Source organism: Kosakonia sp. H7A (assembly GCF_003028445.1).
Classification (GTDB): Bacteria; Pseudomonadota; Gammaproteobacteria; order Enterobacterales; family Enterobacteriaceae; genus Kosakonia; species Kosakonia radicincitans.
This window is the reverse complement of sequence record NZ_PYTZ01000010.1, coordinates 14,998-32,307: the sequence shown is the minus strand read 5'-3', so window position 1 is coordinate 32,307 and position 17,310 is coordinate 14,998. Positions and strand designations below refer to the sequence as shown.

Annotated in this window: 15 protein-coding genes; 14 read left to right on the top strand and 1 reads right to left on the bottom strand. The window is 55.0% G+C overall.

Going from position 1 to position 17,310, the window contains the following annotated elements:
* Nucleotides 1-256 precede the first annotated feature (256 nt).
* From ssuD to CWM66_RS23715, 8 genes are all read left to right on the top strand, one after another.
* On the top strand, nt 257-1,429 hold the full coding sequence (gene ssuD / locus CWM66_RS23750) for an FMNH2-dependent alkanesulfonate monooxygenase (RefSeq protein WP_107147390.1): 1,173 nt from the start codon (nt 257-259) through the stop codon (nt 1,427-1,429).
* A 41-nt stretch (nt 1,430-1,470) separates the two neighbouring features.
* Nucleotides 1,471-2,868, top strand: coding sequence for an FAD/NAD(P)-binding protein (locus CWM66_RS23745; protein WP_071920061.1), 1,398 nt, complete (start codon nt 1,471-1,473; stop codon nt 2,866-2,868).
* A gap of 69 nt (nt 2,869-2,937) precedes the next feature.
* On the top strand, nt 2,938-4,344 hold the full coding sequence (locus CWM66_RS23740) for an LLM class flavin-dependent oxidoreductase (protein WP_007372543.1): 1,407 nt from the start codon (nt 2,938-2,940) through the stop codon (nt 4,342-4,344).
* Nucleotides 4,341-5,360: a methionine ABC transporter ATP-binding protein gene (locus CWM66_RS23735; protein ID WP_007372544.1), complete on the top strand. Its 1,020-nt coding sequence runs from the start codon at nt 4,341-4,343 to the stop codon at nt 5,358-5,360. The genes CWM66_RS23740 and CWM66_RS23735 overlap by 4 nt, the downstream gene beginning before the upstream one ends.
* Nucleotides 5,357-6,055, top strand: a complete 699-nt coding sequence (locus CWM66_RS23730; RefSeq protein ID WP_007372545.1) for a methionine ABC transporter permease — start codon at nt 5,357-5,359, stop codon at nt 6,053-6,055. Before CWM66_RS23735 ends, CWM66_RS23730 begins: the two co-directional genes overlap by 4 nt.
* Nucleotides 6,052-6,930, top strand: coding sequence for a MetQ/NlpA family ABC transporter substrate-binding protein (locus CWM66_RS23725; RefSeq protein ID WP_007372546.1), 879 nt, complete (start codon nt 6,052-6,054; stop codon nt 6,928-6,930). The genes CWM66_RS23730 and CWM66_RS23725 overlap by 4 nt, the downstream gene beginning before the upstream one ends.
* A gap of 174 nt (nt 6,931-7,104) precedes the next feature.
* On the top strand, nt 7,105-8,526 hold the full coding sequence (locus CWM66_RS23720) for an MFS transporter (RefSeq protein ID WP_007372547.1): 1,422 nt from the start codon (nt 7,105-7,107) through the stop codon (nt 8,524-8,526).
* Between the two features lie 10 nt (nt 8,527-8,536).
* Nucleotides 8,537-9,760, top strand: coding sequence for an acyl-CoA dehydrogenase family protein (locus tag CWM66_RS23715; RefSeq protein ID WP_079517066.1), 1,224 nt, complete (start codon nt 8,537-8,539; stop codon nt 9,758-9,760).
* A 35-nt stretch (nt 9,761-9,795) separates the two neighbouring features.
* Here CWM66_RS23715 and CWM66_RS23710 read toward each other — a convergent pair whose 3' ends face one another.
* Nucleotides 9,796-10,737, bottom strand: coding sequence for a sulfonate ABC transporter substrate-binding protein (locus CWM66_RS23710; protein ID WP_007372549.1), 942 nt, complete (start codon nt 10,735-10,737; stop codon nt 9,796-9,798).
* A 432-nt stretch (nt 10,738-11,169) separates the two neighbouring features.
* Here CWM66_RS23710 and CWM66_RS23705 point away from each other — a divergent pair, with 432 nt between their 5' ends.
* The 6 genes from CWM66_RS23705 to CWM66_RS23680 all read left to right on the top strand — a co-directional run bounded on the left by CWM66_RS23705 (nt 11,170) and on the right by CWM66_RS23680 (nt 17,287).
* Nucleotides 11,170-12,654 (top strand): FAD-dependent oxidoreductase, encoded by a 1,485-nt coding sequence (locus CWM66_RS23705; RefSeq protein ID WP_007372550.1) that lies wholly within the window; start codon nt 11,170-11,172, stop codon nt 12,652-12,654.
* A gap of 237 nt (nt 12,655-12,891) precedes the next feature.
* Nucleotides 12,892-13,935, top strand: coding sequence for a uroporphyrinogen decarboxylase family protein (locus CWM66_RS23700; RefSeq protein ID WP_107147388.1), 1,044 nt, complete (start codon nt 12,892-12,894; stop codon nt 13,933-13,935).
* Between the two features lie 305 nt (nt 13,936-14,240).
* Nucleotides 14,241-14,981, top strand: coding sequence for an amino acid ABC transporter ATP-binding protein (locus CWM66_RS23695; RefSeq protein ID WP_035887100.1), 741 nt, complete (start codon nt 14,241-14,243; stop codon nt 14,979-14,981).
* A gap of 10 nt (nt 14,982-14,991) precedes the next feature.
* Nucleotides 14,992-15,690: an ABC transporter permease subunit gene (locus CWM66_RS23690; RefSeq protein WP_107147386.1), complete on the top strand. Its 699-nt coding sequence runs from the start codon at nt 14,992-14,994 to the stop codon at nt 15,688-15,690.
* Between the two features lie 9 nt (nt 15,691-15,699).
* Entirely contained in the window at nt 15,700-16,455 is a 756-nt protein-coding gene (locus CWM66_RS23685) for an amino acid ABC transporter permease (RefSeq protein WP_035886943.1), read from the top strand.
* Complete coding sequence (locus CWM66_RS23680; RefSeq protein WP_007372556.1) at nt 16,442-17,287, top strand: transporter substrate-binding domain-containing protein; 846 nt, start codon at nt 16,442-16,444, stop codon at nt 17,285-17,287. Before CWM66_RS23685 ends, CWM66_RS23680 begins: the two co-directional genes overlap by 14 nt.
* Nucleotides 17,288-17,310 lie beyond the last annotated feature (23 nt).

The following is a 17,310-nucleotide window of genomic DNA, read 5'->3' as shown; positions in this document are numbered from 1 at the left end:
AATGACACGTTGAACTTATCGTTAGCCGGCGGCAGAAACCAGAGGGGGGCCTCGCCCCGCTGTTGCCAATGCAACAGGCTGTGCGCATCAGCTGGCGCATTCGCAACAGCTCTCGCGGAAGATGATTTATTTAACTAATTGATTACTATGAATTAAATAATGGATAGCTTTTGGCATGATTATCGCTAACACCCATATAACAAAATTAAAACAACTCTTCGATAAATACCGAATATGGTTATATAGGAAATGGATAATGACGCAGAAAGCTGACGATAATATCAACGTGTTCTGGTTCTTACCGACCCATGGCGACGGGCGTTATCTGGGTACCACCGAGGGCGGACGTCCCGTTGATCTACCCTATCTGCAGCAGGTAGCGCTGGCGGCGGACAGCCTCGGCTATTACGGCGTGCTGATCCCAACCGGAAAAAGCTGTGAAGATTCCTGGCTGGTTGCCTCGGCGTTGGTTCCGTTGACCCGCCGTTTGCGCTATCTGGTCGCGGTTCGTCCCGGTTTGCAGCCGCCGACGCTGGCAGCGCGTATGGCGGCAACGCTGGACCGCCTGTCGGAAGGGAGACTGCTAATCAACGTTGTGACTGGCGGCGATCCGGTGGAAAACAAAGGCGACGGTATCTTTCTGAGCCATAGCGAGCGTTATCAGGTGACCAGAGAGTTTCTCGACGTCTATACGCAACTGCTGCGGGGCGAAAAAGTGGACTACCAGGGAGAGCATATTCACGTAGAAGGTGCGGAAGTACTGTTCCCCCCGGTGCAGGAGGACGGCCCGCCGCTCTATTTTGGCGGATCCTCCCCGGAGGCAATCGACGTTGCTGCCGGGCAAATCGACACTTATCTGACCTGGGGCGAGCCGCCGGAGCTGGCGGCTGAGAAGCTGTCTATCGTCCGCGAACGCGCCGCGGCTCGCGGCCGTACCCTGCAATACGGTATCCGTTTACATGTCATCGTTCGCGAAACGGAAGAGGAGGCCTGGGCTGCCGCTGACCGCCTGATCTCTCATCTTGATGATGATGTCATCGCCGAGGCGCAAAAGATTTTCGCCCGGATGGATTCCGCAGGCCAGGCGCGAATGAGCGCTCTACACAAAGGCTCCCGCGACAACCTGCGCATTGCGCCGAACCTGTGGGCGGGCGTTGGCCTGGTCCGCGGTGGTGCGGGAACCGCCCTGGTGGGCAACCCGCAACAGGTTGCGGAGCGCATCCGTGAATATCAGGCGCTGGGCATTACGAATTTTATTTTTTCCGGTTATCCGCATCTGGAAGAGGCGCACCGCTTCGCTGATTTGGTCATGCCGCTACTGCCGCTGGGTAACTCTGCTCAGTCTAAGGTACGCGGCGTCAATACCGGCCCGTTTGGCGAAACGATCGGTGGCGATAAACGTCCGGTTAAACAGGTCAGCGCCAGCTGAAGGGGGATTTATGCTTTATGTCTTCGTTAAGGCATCAGGCGATGAACGCTGAGCCGCAGGTGGTCATTGTCGGCGGCGGTTTTAGCGGCGCAGCCGTGGCCATCGAATTACTGCGCCTGGCACCTGAAGGCGTGCGGGTCATTTTGCTGGAGCCCCGCGCTGTCCCCGGTGCCGGGGTGGCTTATTCCACAACGGAACCGTCTCACCGTATAAACGTGCCCGCCGCGCGGATGCGGCTGGCTGATGAAGAAGAGGGCGCGTTTGACCGCTGGTACCGCAGGCAGGCAGCCTTCGCCGACGATCCGCAGGCATTGCGCGAGGAGGGGACGGTTTACCCGCAGCGTGCGCAGTTTGGGGTCTATGTTGCACAGCGTTTCGCCAACGCGGCGCGAAACAGCGGTGGACGGCTGACGCATTTACGCGAGCAGGCTCTGACCTTTGACGAACGGGGCGTGACAACCGATACCGGCCGCCTTCTGGAGGCCGATCTGCTGGTGCTGGCGATAAGCCATCCACCGCCGTCACTGCCGCGGCTGGTCGCTCCTTTTAGCGATCATCCCGCGTTGATTGCCAATCCCTGGCGGCCTGAGGTGCTGACGGCGATTGCGTCGAATGCGCGGGTGGCAGTGATGGGAACCGGGCTGACAATGGCGGATACCCTCGCAGCAATGACCCGGCTCGGACATCGGGGACCGGTAACGGCGTTCTCCCGCCGTGGGTTGCTCTCGCGGAGCAACCTTAGCGGAGAAAGCGAGGAGTGGCCGGGCGACTATCGGCAGGGAACACTGCGCCAGCGTTTACGGCGGATCCGGGAAGATATCTCCCGGGCGGCTGAACAGGGGTTGCCCTGGCAGGTCGTGCTGGATGCGGTGCGCAATCAGGGGCAGACCATCTGGCAAGGTTTAACCTTCGCCGATCGCCAGCGCTTCCTGCGTCATCTGCGCAGCTACTGGGATGTGCATCGTTATCGGATCGCGCCGCAGGCGGCTGATGTTCTTTCGCAACGTAGCAATGACGGTAGTCTGAAGGTGCTGGCCGCGAGACTGACGGCGCTGGATAGCGACACGCGAACGCTCACGCTGACGCTGAGTCCGCGGCGCGGGCAGCCCTGTACGCTGACCGTCGATCATCTGATCCTGACCACTGGACCCGCGCACAATGCCTTAACTGAAAGCCAACCATTGTTACAGGAATTGACGCGGCGTGGGCTGATTCGCGCGGATGCGCTGGGGTTAGGGCTGGATGTCGATGCCCGTTCCCACGCGATAGGACGAGAAGGGCAGTCGATGCCGAAAATCCTGGTTTGCGGTCCAGCGGCGAGGGGGCGTTTCGGTGAACTGATGGGGTTGCCGCAGGTGGCCGATCATGCTGCCGCCATTGCCGGAGAAACGCTGGCGACGCTGGGTTTCAGCCTGCCCGCCCGATGTCCCGTGTCCTGATTTTATTCCCTTTTTATCCTTTTAATTAATAAGCGTGCGCCAGTATCTGGACGCACCGTGGAGAGCGCTATGCCATCGCAACGAGAGATTCGCCTTAACGCGTTTGATATGAACTGTGTCGGTCACCAGTCGCCGGGCTTGTGGGCCCATCCGCGCGACCGTTCCTGGCAGTATAAAGATCTGGAATATTGGGTCGATCTGGCGCGCCTTCTGGAGCGCGGCAAATTTGACGGCTTGTTTATTGCCGATGTGCTTGGCGTTTACGATGTATTAAACGGGAATGGCGATGCGGCGATCCGTCAGGCGACGCAGGTGCCGGTAAACGATCCGCTGGCGCTGATAACCCCGATGGCGCTGGTGACGGAACACCTTGGCTTTGGTCTGACCGCATCGCTGTCATTTGAGCATCCCTATCCATTCGCCCGTCGGTTGTCTACGCTCGATCATCTGACCAAAGGCCGGGTGGGCTGGAATATTGTTACTTCGTATCTGGAAAGTGGCGCACGCAATATTGGGCATCAGGCGCAGACTGACCATGATGCGCGCTACGACTACGCCGATGAATACCTCGACGTTGTGTATAAGTTGCTGGAAGGTAGCTGGGAAGACGGCGCAGTTTTGCGCGATCGCGAACGGGGAATTTTTAGCGATCCGCAGAAAATCCATCCGATTAACCATCAGGGCAATTTTTTCTCCGTTCCGGGAATCCATCTGTGCGAGCCGTCGCCGCAACGCACGCCGGTGCTCTATCAGGCGGGGGCTTCCAGCCGCGGAAAACAGTTTGCCGCCACGCATGCCGAGTGCGTTTTTGTTGCCGCGCCGTCGAAAGTCCTGTTGAAGAAGACGGTCGCGGATATTCGTCGCCGCGCCGCGGAAGCCGGGCGCGATCCGCGCAGCATCCTGATTTTCAATCTGCAAACGGTGATCGTGGGCGAAACCGATCGCGAGGCGCAGGCCAAATGGCAGGAATACAAATCATACGTTAGCTATGAGGGCGCGCTGGCGCTGATCTCCGGCTGGACCGGCATTGACTTTGGTCAGTATCGGCCGGACCAGGTGCTGAAATACCTGCATACCAACGCCATCCAGTCGGCGGTAGAGGCGTTTTCCACCGCCGATCCGGAGCGTCAATGGACGGTAGAAGCGCTGGCTGACTGGGTGGGCATCGGCGGCTTTGGCCCGCTGCTCGTCGGCAGCGCGGAAACGGTGGCCGATGAACTGCAATCCTGGGTCGAGGAGACCGATGTTGATGGCTTCAATCTGGCCTATGCCGTTACGCATGAAACCTTCCGCGACGTGGTGGAGCTATTAATACCAGAGCTGCAAAAACGCGGCGTCTTTAAGCAGGATTACCGGGAAGGCACGCTGCGCGAAAAACTGTTTGGTGCCGGGCCACGTCTGACCGCGCCGCATCCGGGGGCAGAATACCGTCGCGGCGTGCGAAACGATGCCGGGGCGAAGGAGACGGCGGCATGATTGATATCGATAATCTGCATAAACGCTACCGCACGGCGGATGGCCGCGTCAGCGAGGTGCTGAAGGGTTTATCGCTCAGGGTACCCACCAGCTCCATCACCGCGGTGGTCGGACCGAGCGGTGCGGGGAAATCGACGCTGGCGCGCTGCATCAGCCTGCTGGAGCGCCCCGATAGCGGCAGCATCAAGGTTAACGGCAAAGACTTGTCATTACTGTCGGGGGAGGCGCTGCGGCGTGAACGGCGCGCGATCGGCACCGTTTTTCAATCCTCGGCGCTGCTGAATCGTAAAACGGCGTGGCAAAACATCGCAGTGCCGCTGGAGTATCTGGGCGTGGTGGAACGCGACATTAAGGCGCGGGTCGGTGAATTACTGGAGAGCGTAGGACTCAGTCACAAAGCGGAGGCTTATCCGTCTCAGCTTTCCGGCGGACAGCGTCAGCGTATTGGTATCGCTCGCGCGCTGGCATTACGTCCGTCGGTACTGCTGGCGGACGAGGCCACGTCTGGACTGGATCCTCAGGCGACCGCCACGGTACTGGGTTTGCTCCGACAGCTACGTGATGAGTACCGGCTGGCGATAGTCCTGATTACTCATGAAATGGATGCGGTACGCGCTGCGGCGGATGCGGTGGCGGAAATCCGCGATGGCGCGATAGTCCAGTACGGGCAGGTGAAAGAGCTGCTGGCCCGTCCGGATTCTCTGCTTGGCCAGCAGCTATTGCCGCTGTCGCCCGTCGCCGTTCACAGCGATCTGCTGCTGCGTCTGAGCTATCGCTGGGATGTGCCGGTGGCGACTGACTGGATCAGCCGTCTGAGCCAACAGTATGCGCTACAGATAGATTTACTCGGCGGCCATGTAGAAGTGATCAACGGTCAACTGGCGGGGCGTTTACAGGTCGGCGTCCGATTTCAGGGAGAACGGCTGTCGGTGGATCGAATGACCGCACTTTTAGCACAATTGGGCATTGCGGCGGAAATTCTTGCACATGCCCCCGAGCTACAGGAGGCGGTATGAAACCGACAGTGATAAGCCAGGATACGCCGTGGCATGAAATTCATACCTTGCTGTTGCCTGCTTATGGTGAAACTTGGCTGATGGTTGCCATTGTGATGCTGTTTGTGGTGACCCTTGGCGGTGTGGTGGGCGTGGTGTTATTCAACGCCTCGCCGCGGGGATTATTTCCACATTCTGCGCTTTACCAGGTGCTTAACTGGGGCGTCAACATGGGGCGCTCTCTGCCCTTTCTGGTGTTAATGGCGGCGATTATCCCGTTCACGTTCTGGCTTACGGGCACCACTATTGGCATTCCTGCCGCCGTGGTGCCGATGATAGCCGCCGGCGTGCCATTTTTTGGCCGTCTGGTGGAAAACGCTCTGGGCGAACTCCCAGCGGAGGTTACCGCGGTGGGGCTGGTGTGCGGCGGTTCGCGCTGGCAAATAATCCGCCACGCGCAACTCAGCGAGGCGCTGCCTGCTCTGGTGGCGGCGGTCACGCTTAACCTGGTGTCGATGATCGAGTATTCAGCGATTGCCGGCACTATCGGTGCGGGTGGGATCGGCTATCTGGCGGTAGTGTACGGCTATCAGCGTTTCGACAATCACATCATGATCGCCACCATTGTCGTGCTAATCGCCACAATTCAGATCATTCAATTCTTTGGCGACCGTCTGGTCAATACGCTTCGCCACACGCAGGGGATTTCTTCATGACAACAGAACAGTTTGAACTCCGTAAGGCCCGCCGTTGGCCATGGCTGGCGGCGCTGGCAGTCATTGCGGCGCTGGCTGTCGCATTCTGGTGGTGGCGCGGATACACGCAGGCACCGCAGGTCGTTTTCGGTACGACGTTAAAAATTCACTACGAACCGGCGATGGCGGGCGAGCAACGAATTATTGAGTACATCAATCAGCATATTGCGCCTGATTATGGCCTGAAGCTGGAGGCGGTGGGCGTACAGGACCCGGTACAGGCGGACAGAGCCGTGGCGGAGGGACAGTATGCCGGTACTATCTATCAACATCAGTGGTGGCTGAAGCAGGTGGTGGACGCCAACGGCTTTGCGCTTTCGACGACTGTGCCGGTTTTCCAGTGGGCTTTTGGGATCTATTCCGACCGTTATAAATCGGTGCAGGATTTGCCTGCCGGGGCGACCCTCGTCGTGCCGGATGATGGCGCCAATCAGGGGCAGGCATTGTGGTTGCTGCAAAGGATAGGGTTAATCTCACTCGATCCGGCGGTTGAGCCGCGCACGGCGAAACTGAAAAATATTGTCGGCAACCCGCATCAGTTCAATTTTAAAGAGCTGGATTTATTGACCATGCCGCGAGCGCTGAATTCGGTGGATGCCGCTATTGGTTATGTCTCGCAATTTGATGCCGGAAAAGTCCCGCGGGAAAAAGGCATATTATTTCCTCCCGCGCCTAAAACATTTGCCTCGCAATTAGTTATTGGGACTCCGTATTTATCGCAGGAGAATATTGTCAAATTAAAACAGGCTTTTTCCGATCCGCGTATTCAGACGTGGTTAAAAACCACTGACGATCCGCTGGTCAAAGACGTACTGGTTCCGGTCTCAGCAGACTAAGACATCATTGATGAAACGGTAATAACCGGACGAGGTTCGCTCGCCCGGCTATTGGCGTTATTGTTAATTAACTTATTGAATATATTGATAATTATATGCGTATTTATTGTTTTTAATATGCGAAAACCCGGCTTATAACCAGAGTCACCTGCACAACTATATAAGGTAAATAATATGAGCACGCTGTCTGTTGATAATGCTGGTGCCGTTTCGGCACCGGTGAGTAGCGTCGGGGATGTGGCGCGATTAATTAATTCTGGCAGGGAGCAAAGTAAATATGCGCGGATGATTGTATTCCTCGCGCTCGGTGGTGTATTTCTCGACGCTTATGATTTAACCACGCTCTCTTACGGTATTGATGATGTGGTGCGGGAATTTCAACTCTCGCCGCTTTTAACCGGCATTGTCACCTCGTCAATAATGGTCGGCACGATTATCGGTAATTTAATCGGCGGCTGGCTAACGGATAAATATGGCCGTTATTCGGTGTTTATGGCCGATATGCTATTTTTTGTGGTCTCGGCGATTGCGGCGGGGCTGGCGCCGAACGTCTGGGTATTAATTGGCGCGCGGTTTCTGATGGGGATTGGCGTCGGGATCGATCTGCCGGTCGCCATGTCGTATCTGGCCGAGTTTTCCCGCTTTGCCGGGAAAGGCAATAAGGCCGCGCGGCTCGCAGCCTGGTGCCCAATGTGGTACGCCGCTTCGACGGTCTGTTTTTTAATCATCTTTGGGCTCTATTTCCTGTTGCCAAAAGAGCATCTGGACTGGCTGTGGCGCGCATCGCTGCTGTTCGGCGCAGTTCCGGCGCTGCTGATTATTGCCGTGCGCAGCAAATTCATGAATGAATCGCCGTTGTGGGCGGCCAACCAGGGCGATCTGGCCTCGGCTGTGCGTATTCTGCGCGATTCTTACGGGATCAACGCTCACGAAGCACCGGTCGAACGTCCTGCTCCGCCACCCAAAGTGAGCTTTCGCGTGCTGTTTGAAAAACCGTATCGCGAGCGCACCATTGTCGCCGGGGTGATGAACGTTTGTATCTCATTTGAGTATACGGCGATCGCCTTTTTCCTGCCGTCCATTCTCGCCCAATTCCTTGGCGCTGGCGTGTTCGAAACCATCTCCGCCTCGCTGGGGCTCAATGCGCTGTTCGCTTTTACCGGTGGGCTGCTGGGCATGCACCTGGCATGGAAATACCCGTCGCGGCACGTCGCGATTGCCGGGTTCGCGCTGCAGTTTATCGCCCTGATCATCCTTGCGCTGGTGGGGCAGCCGCAGGCCGCGCTGGGCGTAGTACTGGCGATTGCGATGCTGGGGCTGTGGCTGTTTGCCGAGGGCTTTGGTCCCGGCGCGCAGTTGATGATCTATCCGGCGCTTTCATACCCAACCGCTATTCGCGCCACCGGGGTCGGCTTCAGCCGCGCGCTTTCCGGTATTGGCAGCGCGCTGGCGCTGTTTGTCCTGCCGTTGCTGCAGGCATCGCTTGGTACGCAAATGTTTTGGGTCGTATCGCTGGCCGCCATTATCCCGATTTTCTTCCTGCTCGCGGTACGCCATGAGCCTACCCAACATGACATTGACGACAGCCATCATTGAGGAACAGCTAATGACTTTACTCTCTACCGGCACCGACTATGAACAGCTTGCGGCGCCCTTCCGACCGATTTTTGCCCGTATCGCGCAGGGAGCGGCGGCGCGCGAACAAAACCGTATCCTGCCCGATGAGCAGATCCGCTGGCTGAAAGAGGCCGGATTCGGCACGGTGCGTATTCCGCGGGAAAAGGGCGGCTGGGGCGCGTCGTTGCCGCAATTAATTGCGCTGCTTATTGAGCTGGCCCAGGCTGACTCCAACCTGCCACAGGCGCTGCGGGCGCATTTTGCCTTCGTTGAAGACCGACTCAATCAACCCGACTCGCCGGCGCGCGATCGCTGGTTCCGTCGCTTCCTCGACGGCGAGCTGGTGGGCAGCGGCTGGACCGAAATCGGCGCGGTCAAGCTGGGGGAGGTATTCACCCGCGTAACGCCCGTCGGAGGCGGCTGGCAACTGGACGGTGAGAAATTCTATAGCACCGGTACGCTGTTTGCCGACTGGATAGATGTCTTCGCCCGGCGCAGCGATAACCAGGGGGATGTGATTGCGCTGGTCAGTACCAGCCAGCCTGGCGTTGAACGCGAGGATGACTGGGACGGCTTCGGTCAGCGTCTGACCGGCAGCGGCACGACCCGCTTCAAACAGGCGCAGGTGGAGCAGGATCACGTCTATGACTTTGCACAGCGCTTTCGTTATCAGACCGCGTTTTATCAGCATATCCTGCTGGCGACGCTGGCGGGAATCGGCCTGGCGGTTGAGCGTGACGTCGCCACAGGCGTGAAAAAGCGAACCCGGATGTACAGCCACGGCAATGCCGCCGTACCGCGCGACGATGCTCAGGTACTCCAGGTGGTGGGACAAATCAGTAGCTGGAGTTGGGCAACGCGGGCGGCAGTATTGCAGGCGGCAGAATCGTTGCATCAGGCCTACCTTGTGCATGCCAGCGGCGACGAGGCGCTCATTGAACAGCGCAATCGTCTGGCTGAAGTCGAAGCGGCGCAGGCGCAGGTGATTGCCAGCGACTGGATCCCGCGTGCGGCTACTGAGCTGTTCAATGCCCTCGGCGCGTCGGATACGCGGGTGAGCAAGGCGCTTGATCGCCACTGGCGTAACGCGCGCACCGTGGCATCGCATAATCCGGTGATTTATAAGGCGCGAAATGTCGGTAACTGGTTGGTTAATGGCGAAGCGCCAACTTTTATCTGGCAGATTGGCGACGGCGAGAAATCGCAGGGCTGATAAATACGGCGACGGGGAGACCCGTCGCCGTAAGGTTACGGTTTATCCAGCGACCAGGTGGCGCTACGAACATCCACTTTCACCGGCAATAAACCGACACGGGTGAAGGTATCTGCCAGCGTCTGTTGTTCGTTATACACCGTCGGGGTCATCCGTTCAGCGCCATAGGGCAGACGGGCGAGGGTTTTCTGCCAGATGGCTTTATCCAGGCCGGTTGAGGTGGACAGGATTCCCGCCGCTTCATTCTGATGGCCATTGGCCCAGTTGCTTAAGGTACCCAGTTCATCGACAACCTGTTTTGCCGTATCCGGATAATTTTCAGCAAATTTGCGGCTTGCCAGATAGAAGGTATAGTGCGGAACCAGCCCTTCGGCATTGCTTACCTGACGTGCTTTGGCGTTGGTTTCGACTTCCGCCAGGTAGGGATCCCATATCACCCACGCGTCAATGGCTCCTTGCTGAAAAGCCGCGCGGGCGTCGGCGGGAGTAAGATAAACCGGGGTGATATCCTTATAGCTTAGCCCTGCTTTTTCCAGCGCCACCACCAGCAGATAGTTAACGTCGGAGCCTTTGTTAAGCCCTACGCGCTTACCTTTTAAGTCAGCCACGCTGCGAATTGCGGAATTCTCCGGCACGACAATCGCTTCCGTTTTAGGGTTAGCCGGAGAATGGGCCAGATATACCAGATCGGCTTTTGCGGCCTGGGCGAATGCGGGCGGTGCATCGCCGGTGGCGGCCAGATCGATACTGCCGACATTTAATCCTTCCAGCATTTGCGGCCCGGCGGGAAACTCCACCCACCGCACGGCAATCCCCTGTTTCTTAAATGATTCGTCGAGGCTACCGCGATATTTCAGCAGGGCGAAGATATTGGCTTTCTGATAACCGATATTCACTGTTTCCGGCGCTTTTGCCAGAGTGGAGGCGGACAGACCGAGAAATAGCATAAGTAAAGCAGGGCGTGAGCCTTTGAACATAATCGATTCTCCTGTAGCGATTTACCACAGGCTAACAAATTCTTTTTATAACCAATAAATAACAAAAATTTAATTTATATAGCTAAATAGCCAATGGTCGCGCATGAAGTTAAGGAAAGAATATCGCAGAGCAGAGGGGGGCAATCAGAGGCCCATATTCCATGCTAAAACCCAATGATTTATTGCGCAGGTTTTTATAGCCGTAAGAAATTCCCAGCAATACGTATTCCGTTCACTCAATGAAAGATATTCATAAAGAAGAGACGCGACTATCGATTCAAACGAAGTTTTTGCGTCATTCATTATTTGGCGTACAGCGCCGTATATAAAAAATATGCAATAGGCTAGCAAAATAAAATCGTAGCCCGCCGGAAATCGAAGTGTTACCACTCAGTAAAAGGCTGAATACTTTGACACACAAAGAGAAATACGATGCCACATTCTTCGATATCCCACATAACATCCGAAAAATTATCAGTAACCGCAGATCGGGGGCTTTCCGCGCTGGAAGACCGGGTAAAACAAGATCTGGAATGGCTGGCGCTGCCCGCTAAACGATGGCTGCCGAAACAACCTGACGAGCAGGGGCAGGACGTAGCGATCATTGGCGCAGGCATGGCAGGTCTGGCGGCGGCATTCGCACTGCGCCTGCAGGGTATTGACGCCGTGCTGTATGACAAAGCGCCTAAAGATTATGAAGGCCCCTGGGCAACTACCGCGCGTATGGAAACACTCCGCTCCCCTAAGCACCTGACCGGACCTGCACTGGACATTCCTTCACTGACTTTTCGTGCCTGGTATGAAGCACAATTTGGCCTTGAGGGCTGGGATGCGCTGGACAAGATTCCCCGTCTACAATGGGCACAGTATCTGCGCTGGTACCGCCAGGTGCTGGCGTTGGATGTGCGTAACGATCACATCCTGACCGATCTGAATCTGCAGGACCCGCAGCGTGTAGAACTGACCTTTTCGCACCACGGCGAGACCCATCGGGTGAACGCGCGCAAAGTGATCCTCGCCATCGGTATGGATGCGTTCGGCGGGCCTGCTATTCCGGATTTTGTGGCCGATGTGCCGAAGCAATTTTGGGCGCACTCGGAAGAAGCGGTTGATTTTGCCACCCTGGCCGGACGCAGGGTGGCAGTCGTTGGCGGTAGCGCCACGGCGATGGACGTTTCGGCCACGGCGCTGGAAGCCGGAGCCGCGGGGGTTGAACTGCTGATCCGTCGTCCTGATTTCCCCCGGGTGAATCTGTCAAAAGGGGCTGGCAACCCTGGTCTTGAAGCGGGCTATTTTAAACTGCCGGATGAGTGGAAATGGCGGCTGGCCCAGCATATGGCCACCGTCCAGACGCCGCCGCCGCAAGGCAGTACGCTGCGTGTGTCGCGTCATCCCAATGCCTGGTTCAATTTTAACGCCCCGGTTGAACGTATCGAAACCCGGGGAGAGGGCATTGTCATTCATACTCCACAGGGTGAAGTGCCGGTGGATTACCTGATCCTTGCCACCGGTTATGCCCTGGACTGGCACGCCCGCCCGGAATTTCATGCACTGGTGGACCAGGTCAAAACCTGGGGCGATGCCTGGCAGCCAACGGCGGATAAGCAGAACGCGCAGTTGGCGAGTTATCCCTATCTCGGAGCCGATTTTGCGTTTCAGGCGAAGCATAGTGGTGCCCCGTCTTCGCTGGCGCGTTTACACTGCTTCAGCTACCCGGCGCTGCTCAGCAATGGTTTTGTCGTTGGCCTTATTCCAGGCATCAGCCAGGGCGCGCGTACTCTGGCACAAAGCATTGCCGGGCAGCTTTATCATGAGGATCGCGAACACCATTATCAGGCCATTATCCATTACGATGATCCTGAACTGCTGGGCGATGAGTGGCAGCCTGCCGTGCCGTATGCCTGGCGCGAACGCTAAATTTTCTGTACAGCCACCGCCAGTGGCGCTGGTCACTGGCGGCACCAATGGTACGGCTATTGCGCAAGTCCAGGCGAGTCAGCCATTCGTGGGGGGCTGAAATAACATATTGATATCACTAGTAACATTTGATTATCTTGCGCGCTTTTTGCGCATAATCTAAGCCGTTTTAATTATTTGTCTGTGGGCAAAACGCGCGCAAAAAATAGAGCTCCTTCTCAAAACTGGAGCAATACTATGAGCGCAACCTCACGTATCAAAGCCCTGCTTGCCGGGGAACAGCTTGCCCGACCCGCGATTGCTGGTTGGTTCCATCTGCCGCTCGTCGATCGCGATCCCGAGGCTTTTATTCAGGAAACCATCCGTCTGACGGATGAAAACCAGTGGGATTTCGTCAAAGTGATGTCCAACGGCCACTATCTGGCCGAGGCCTACGGCGCGGATATTCAGTTCCCGGACGATCCCACTCAGTGGTCCGGCGTTTTCCGCCGCTACCCCATTACTGGTGTCCAGGAGCTGGCCACGCTTCCTGTTCTGGAGAGAGACAATTCCGTTTTGGCCAGAGAGATCTGCATCGTTCGGGGGCTGGTGGATCACTATCGGGGTAATGTCCCGGTCATCGCGACGCTCTTTACACCGCTAACCTGGCTGCAGGAGTTGACGCAGTCAACGCGGCCAGAGCCGGTTCTGGCCTTTTTGCGACAGTATCCGGAGGCCGTGCGTCACGCGCTGGACGCCGTGTTGCAAACCAACCTCAATTTCCTTGATGCGCTGCTGGATGTGGGTATTGATGGCATCTTTCTCGCCACCCAGTTTGCCCGTAGCGATCTGCTGAGCGCAGAGGAGTTTCACGCCTTCTGCCGTCCGTATGACGAAGCGCTGTTACATCACGTGAAAGATAAAACCTGGTTCAACATTCTGCACATCCATGGCGAGCACCATCTGCTTTTTGAGCCGTACCTGAATTACCCGGTGCAGGCGTTCAACTGGGAAAACGTGCCCCACGGTGTGCCCGACGAACAGCGTACACGCGTCGCGGATCTCCGTGCCCGCACCGACAAAGTGCTGATCGCCGGCATCGATCAGCACCAGGACTTTTATGTTGGCGGCGGCAACAGGGAGGCGGTGAAAGCGCGTCTGGAACAACGCTTAACGCAATTGCGCGAGGAGAGTGGCGACCGGCGGATCATTTTTGCTCCCGGATGTGCCTTACCGCTCGATAGCGATCGTCGTTTATTTCGTTTGTTGGCGGAGATCACTCTTGTGCCGCCAGTAAGCTAATTTCCCTCTGGCTGTTACATTCTGCTGACAGTTTTGCGTATATTCATTAACTTTCGTGTACTTTATAATTTATAAATAGAGGTGGAAATATCGAAGCATGTAGGCCGAAAAAATAAATTCCAGGTCAGGAATGATGCCCATTGCCGTCAGACTGTGATTAAACAACGAAGGAAATATTTTTTTAACTTTGGATATGTTTTTTTGTTGTTTGTCTTTGTAGAGCAGGCGGAAATATAGTTCCTGTTAAGAGATAAATGCCGTCATTGTTCATCAAACAGAAGCACGTTTGCAGCGAAAATATAATGATGATTACGATTGAGAAAGTCAGTAAGAGTTTCACTGGCGAGAAAGTATTAAAAGAGGTCTCCCTTTCTATTGCTGCAGGAGAGATTATTTGCATTATTGGCCCGAGTGGTTCGGGAAAAACGACACTATTGCGCACGTTGAATTTTCTGGAGCCTGCCGACAGCGGACAAATAAAAATCGACGATGCCGTTGTCGATTGCGCCAAAGCCGGGAAAAAAGAGATTGAAAAAATACGTTCGAAAACGGCGATGGTTTTCCAGTCCTGGAATCTCTTTCACAATCTCACCGCTCTGCAAAATATCACTGAAGGACTGATTTATGCGCAAAAGCGCTCACGTCAGGAGGCTGTGGCAATAGCCGAAGGGCTGCTAAAGCAGGTCGGGCTGCTGCATAAAAAAGACCATTATCCGAACAGCCTTTCTGGCGGGCAGAAACAGCGCATTGGTATTGCCCGTGCGCTGGCGATTAACCCGGCCGTGCTGTTACTTGATGAGCCCACATCGGCCCTGGATCCGGAGAAAGTCGGCGAAGTTCTGTCGCTGATCCAGGAGATTGCCGCCAATGGGCAAACGATGATCATCGTCACTCATGAAATGGATTTTGCCCGCCAGGTGGCCTCCAGGGTGGTCTTTATGGAAAACGGCGAGATCGTTGAACAGGGGCCGCCGGAGCAGATTTTTGGCGCGGCGTTGCACAAACGGACACAGGCGTTTCTTGCCCGGTTACGTTTCCACGCCTGAGGCTAACACCATGAATCCACAATCGTTATTGAGCCTTGATGATCTGCTGTTTATTGTACCGAAATTACTGGAAAACCTGTCGGTTACGCTGGGTATCACGTTTGCCTCTCTGGTGCTCGGTCTGGCGCTTGGCCTGCTGGCTGCCGTTTTGCAGTTTAGCCGCTCGTTGCTATTCAGATTGCTGGCAAAAGCGTACACCGATGTACTGCGCGGTGCGCCGCTGGCCCTGTTAATACTGCTTTTTTTCTTCGGTGGAAAGCTGATTCTCTCGGTACTGGAATTATCCGCCACGCTGATTAGTGATACCACCTTTGCCATATTGTCTATTTCCGTCGGCATTAGCCCCTATTTTGCAGAAATGATGCGATCAGCATGGAATGCTGTGGATATTGGACAGAAAGAAGCGCTACGCAGTCTGAATATTCCCTGGCACATTGGGATCCTGCACGTCATTTTTCCGCAAGGACTGATTATTGCCATACCTAATTTCGGTAATCTTTTAATCAATCTCGTTAAAATGACATCATTGGTTAACATTATTGGCATTGTCGATATCTTTGGTCGGGCACAGAAAATCTCGCAAAACAGTTACGGGGCAAAGCAGGTTGCGGCATTTATTAGCGTTATCCTTATTTACTGGTTGCTTAACATTATTATCTTTTATCTCACTAGCCGTATTGAGAAAAAGTATCAATATTTATTGGAGTAAAAGAAGAATATGTTTAGCATCGATTTTATCCGGGATAATTTCACCTTTATATTAAGCGCGCTACCGATAACGTTGCTGATCACCTTTTTATCGTTAATTTTTTCGACGTTATTAGGCGGCGTTCTGGCCTGGGTGAACATTCGCAATGTACCTTACGTGAAATATCTGGTCAGGGTGTTTATCTCTTTCGGGCGCTCTGTACCCATGCTGGTGATGCTCTATTTTGTCTTTTATGTCTGGCCGTGGATTGCCAGTGGGCTTTGGGGCGGGCCGCAGGACACGCCGTTCAGTTACAAGCTCTCCCCTCTGGTTGCGGCAGTGGCCTCCTTTTCTGTGGTGTTTAGCGCCTATTTCGCGGAGACGTTTCGTTCCGCGTGGAATGCCGTAGAAAAAGGACAAAGAGAAGCGGCATGGTCGATAGGGCTGACCGGTTTTACCCAGTTTCGCCGTATCATTTTTCCGCAAGCGGCGGTTTCCGCTTTACCCAACTACACCAGCGTCCTGATTGACCTGATCAAGGATACATCGCTGGTTTATACCATTACCGTGGTCGATGTGATGGCAAAAGCGAATATCGCGGCGGCGCGTGGTTTTCATTATGTAGAGGCCTATTGCATTGTCCTGATTATTTATATTGCGCTCTGTCTGGTGCTTACCCGGATATTGCGACATATCGAGGTGTATCTCAGTAACCGGTGGAAAAGCCATGCGCAAAAAGTGGTTCCACCTCACTCATTTTGGGGAAAGAAATATGTTCAAAAATAAGCTGTTGTTGGTTGGTTCGCTGCTGTTGGTAATGAATATGACGGTAGTGCAAGCGGCTGAAAAAAGCCCTGATGCAGAAACCGTTGAAGTGGTGGTGAATGCGAACGGGTTTCCGTTTAGCTTTGTAGACGATAATAATAATATTACCGGTTACGACGGTGAGTTATTAAAAATCATTGATCAGAAGCTCACCAATTATAAATTCCATTTTAATGCGGTCTCTCGTGATGCGATGATCGTCGGCCTGTCCACCGGTGCTTATACCCTGGCGGCCGATCATTTTTATCTGACAAAAGAGCGTGCGGCACAATATGCGTATTCCGGTCAGCCCTCGGGGATCAGCGACCTGCGTTTAATTGTACGTAACAATGAAAACGATATTCATACTCTGGGCGATCTGGCGAGCGGCAAGAAGAAGCTGGTGCCGATTCATACGTCCGATGCGCGCTACACCGTTATTGATAACTACAACAAGAAACATCCTGGCCAGCAAATTAATCTACAACCGAACGGCGAGCAGTCTGCGGCGGACATTTTCAAAGCCGTTGCTTCCGGAGAGTACGATGCGGCTATCTATCCGATTGGCGCATTACTGGCGTTAAACAAAGCCCTCCATCTGAATCTGAAAGCCTCCGAGTCTGTCGGTTTATTCCCTAACGTTTATTTATACAAAAAGAATGCTGACCCGAAACTGATCAAAGCCATCGACAACGAGCTTGCAGCCCTCAAAAAGGACGGCACGCTCGCTGCGTTATCCCGCAAGTGGTATGACGAAGATGTTTACGGTCTGCCGGGTGCGGAAAACGTCAAAGTGAACACCGACTGGGAATAATCGTTCAAGGGGAGTGCTGTCTG

Coding starts and splice junctions, on each gene's coding strand:
- CWM66_RS23725 (WP_007372546.1), top strand. CDS start 6,052: ATGACAACAGAACAGTTTGAACTCCGTAAGGCCCGCCGTTGGCCATGG.
- CWM66_RS23695 (WP_035887100.1), top strand. CDS start 14,241: ATGATTACGATTGAGAAAGTCAGTAAGAGTTTCACTGGCGAGAAAGTA.
- CWM66_RS23720 (WP_007372547.1), top strand. CDS start 7,105: ATGAGCACGCTGTCTGTTGATAATGCTGGTGCCGTTTCGGCACCGGTG.
- CWM66_RS23715 (WP_079517066.1), top strand. CDS start 8,537: ATGACTTTACTCTCTACCGGCACCGACTATGAACAGCTTGCGGCGCCC.
- CWM66_RS23735 (WP_007372544.1), top strand. CDS start 4,341: ATGATTGATATCGATAATCTGCATAAACGCTACCGCACGGCGGATGGC.
- CWM66_RS23730 (WP_007372545.1), top strand. CDS start 5,357: ATGAAACCGACAGTGATAAGCCAGGATACGCCGTGGCATGAAATTCAT.
- CWM66_RS23680 (WP_007372556.1), top strand. CDS start 16,442: ATGTTCAAAAATAAGCTGTTGTTGGTTGGTTCGCTGCTGTTGGTAATG.
- CWM66_RS23700 (WP_107147388.1), top strand. CDS start 12,892: ATGAGCGCAACCTCACGTATCAAAGCCCTGCTTGCCGGGGAACAGCTT.
- CWM66_RS23740 (WP_007372543.1), top strand. CDS start 2,938: ATGCCATCGCAACGAGAGATTCGCCTTAACGCGTTTGATATGAACTGT.
- CWM66_RS23745 (WP_071920061.1), top strand. CDS start 1,471: ATGAACGCTGAGCCGCAGGTGGTCATTGTCGGCGGCGGTTTTAGCGGC.
- ssuD (WP_107147390.1), top strand. CDS start 257: ATGACGCAGAAAGCTGACGATAATATCAACGTGTTCTGGTTCTTACCG.
- CWM66_RS23690 (WP_107147386.1), top strand. CDS start 14,992: ATGAATCCACAATCGTTATTGAGCCTTGATGATCTGCTGTTTATTGTA.
- CWM66_RS23685 (WP_035886943.1), top strand. CDS start 15,700: ATGTTTAGCATCGATTTTATCCGGGATAATTTCACCTTTATATTAAGC.
- CWM66_RS23710 (WP_007372549.1), bottom strand. CDS start 10,737: ATGTTCAAAGGCTCACGCCCTGCTTTACTTATGCTATTTCTCGGTCTG.
- CWM66_RS23705 (WP_007372550.1), top strand. CDS start 11,170: ATGCCACATTCTTCGATATCCCACATAACATCCGAAAAATTATCAGTA.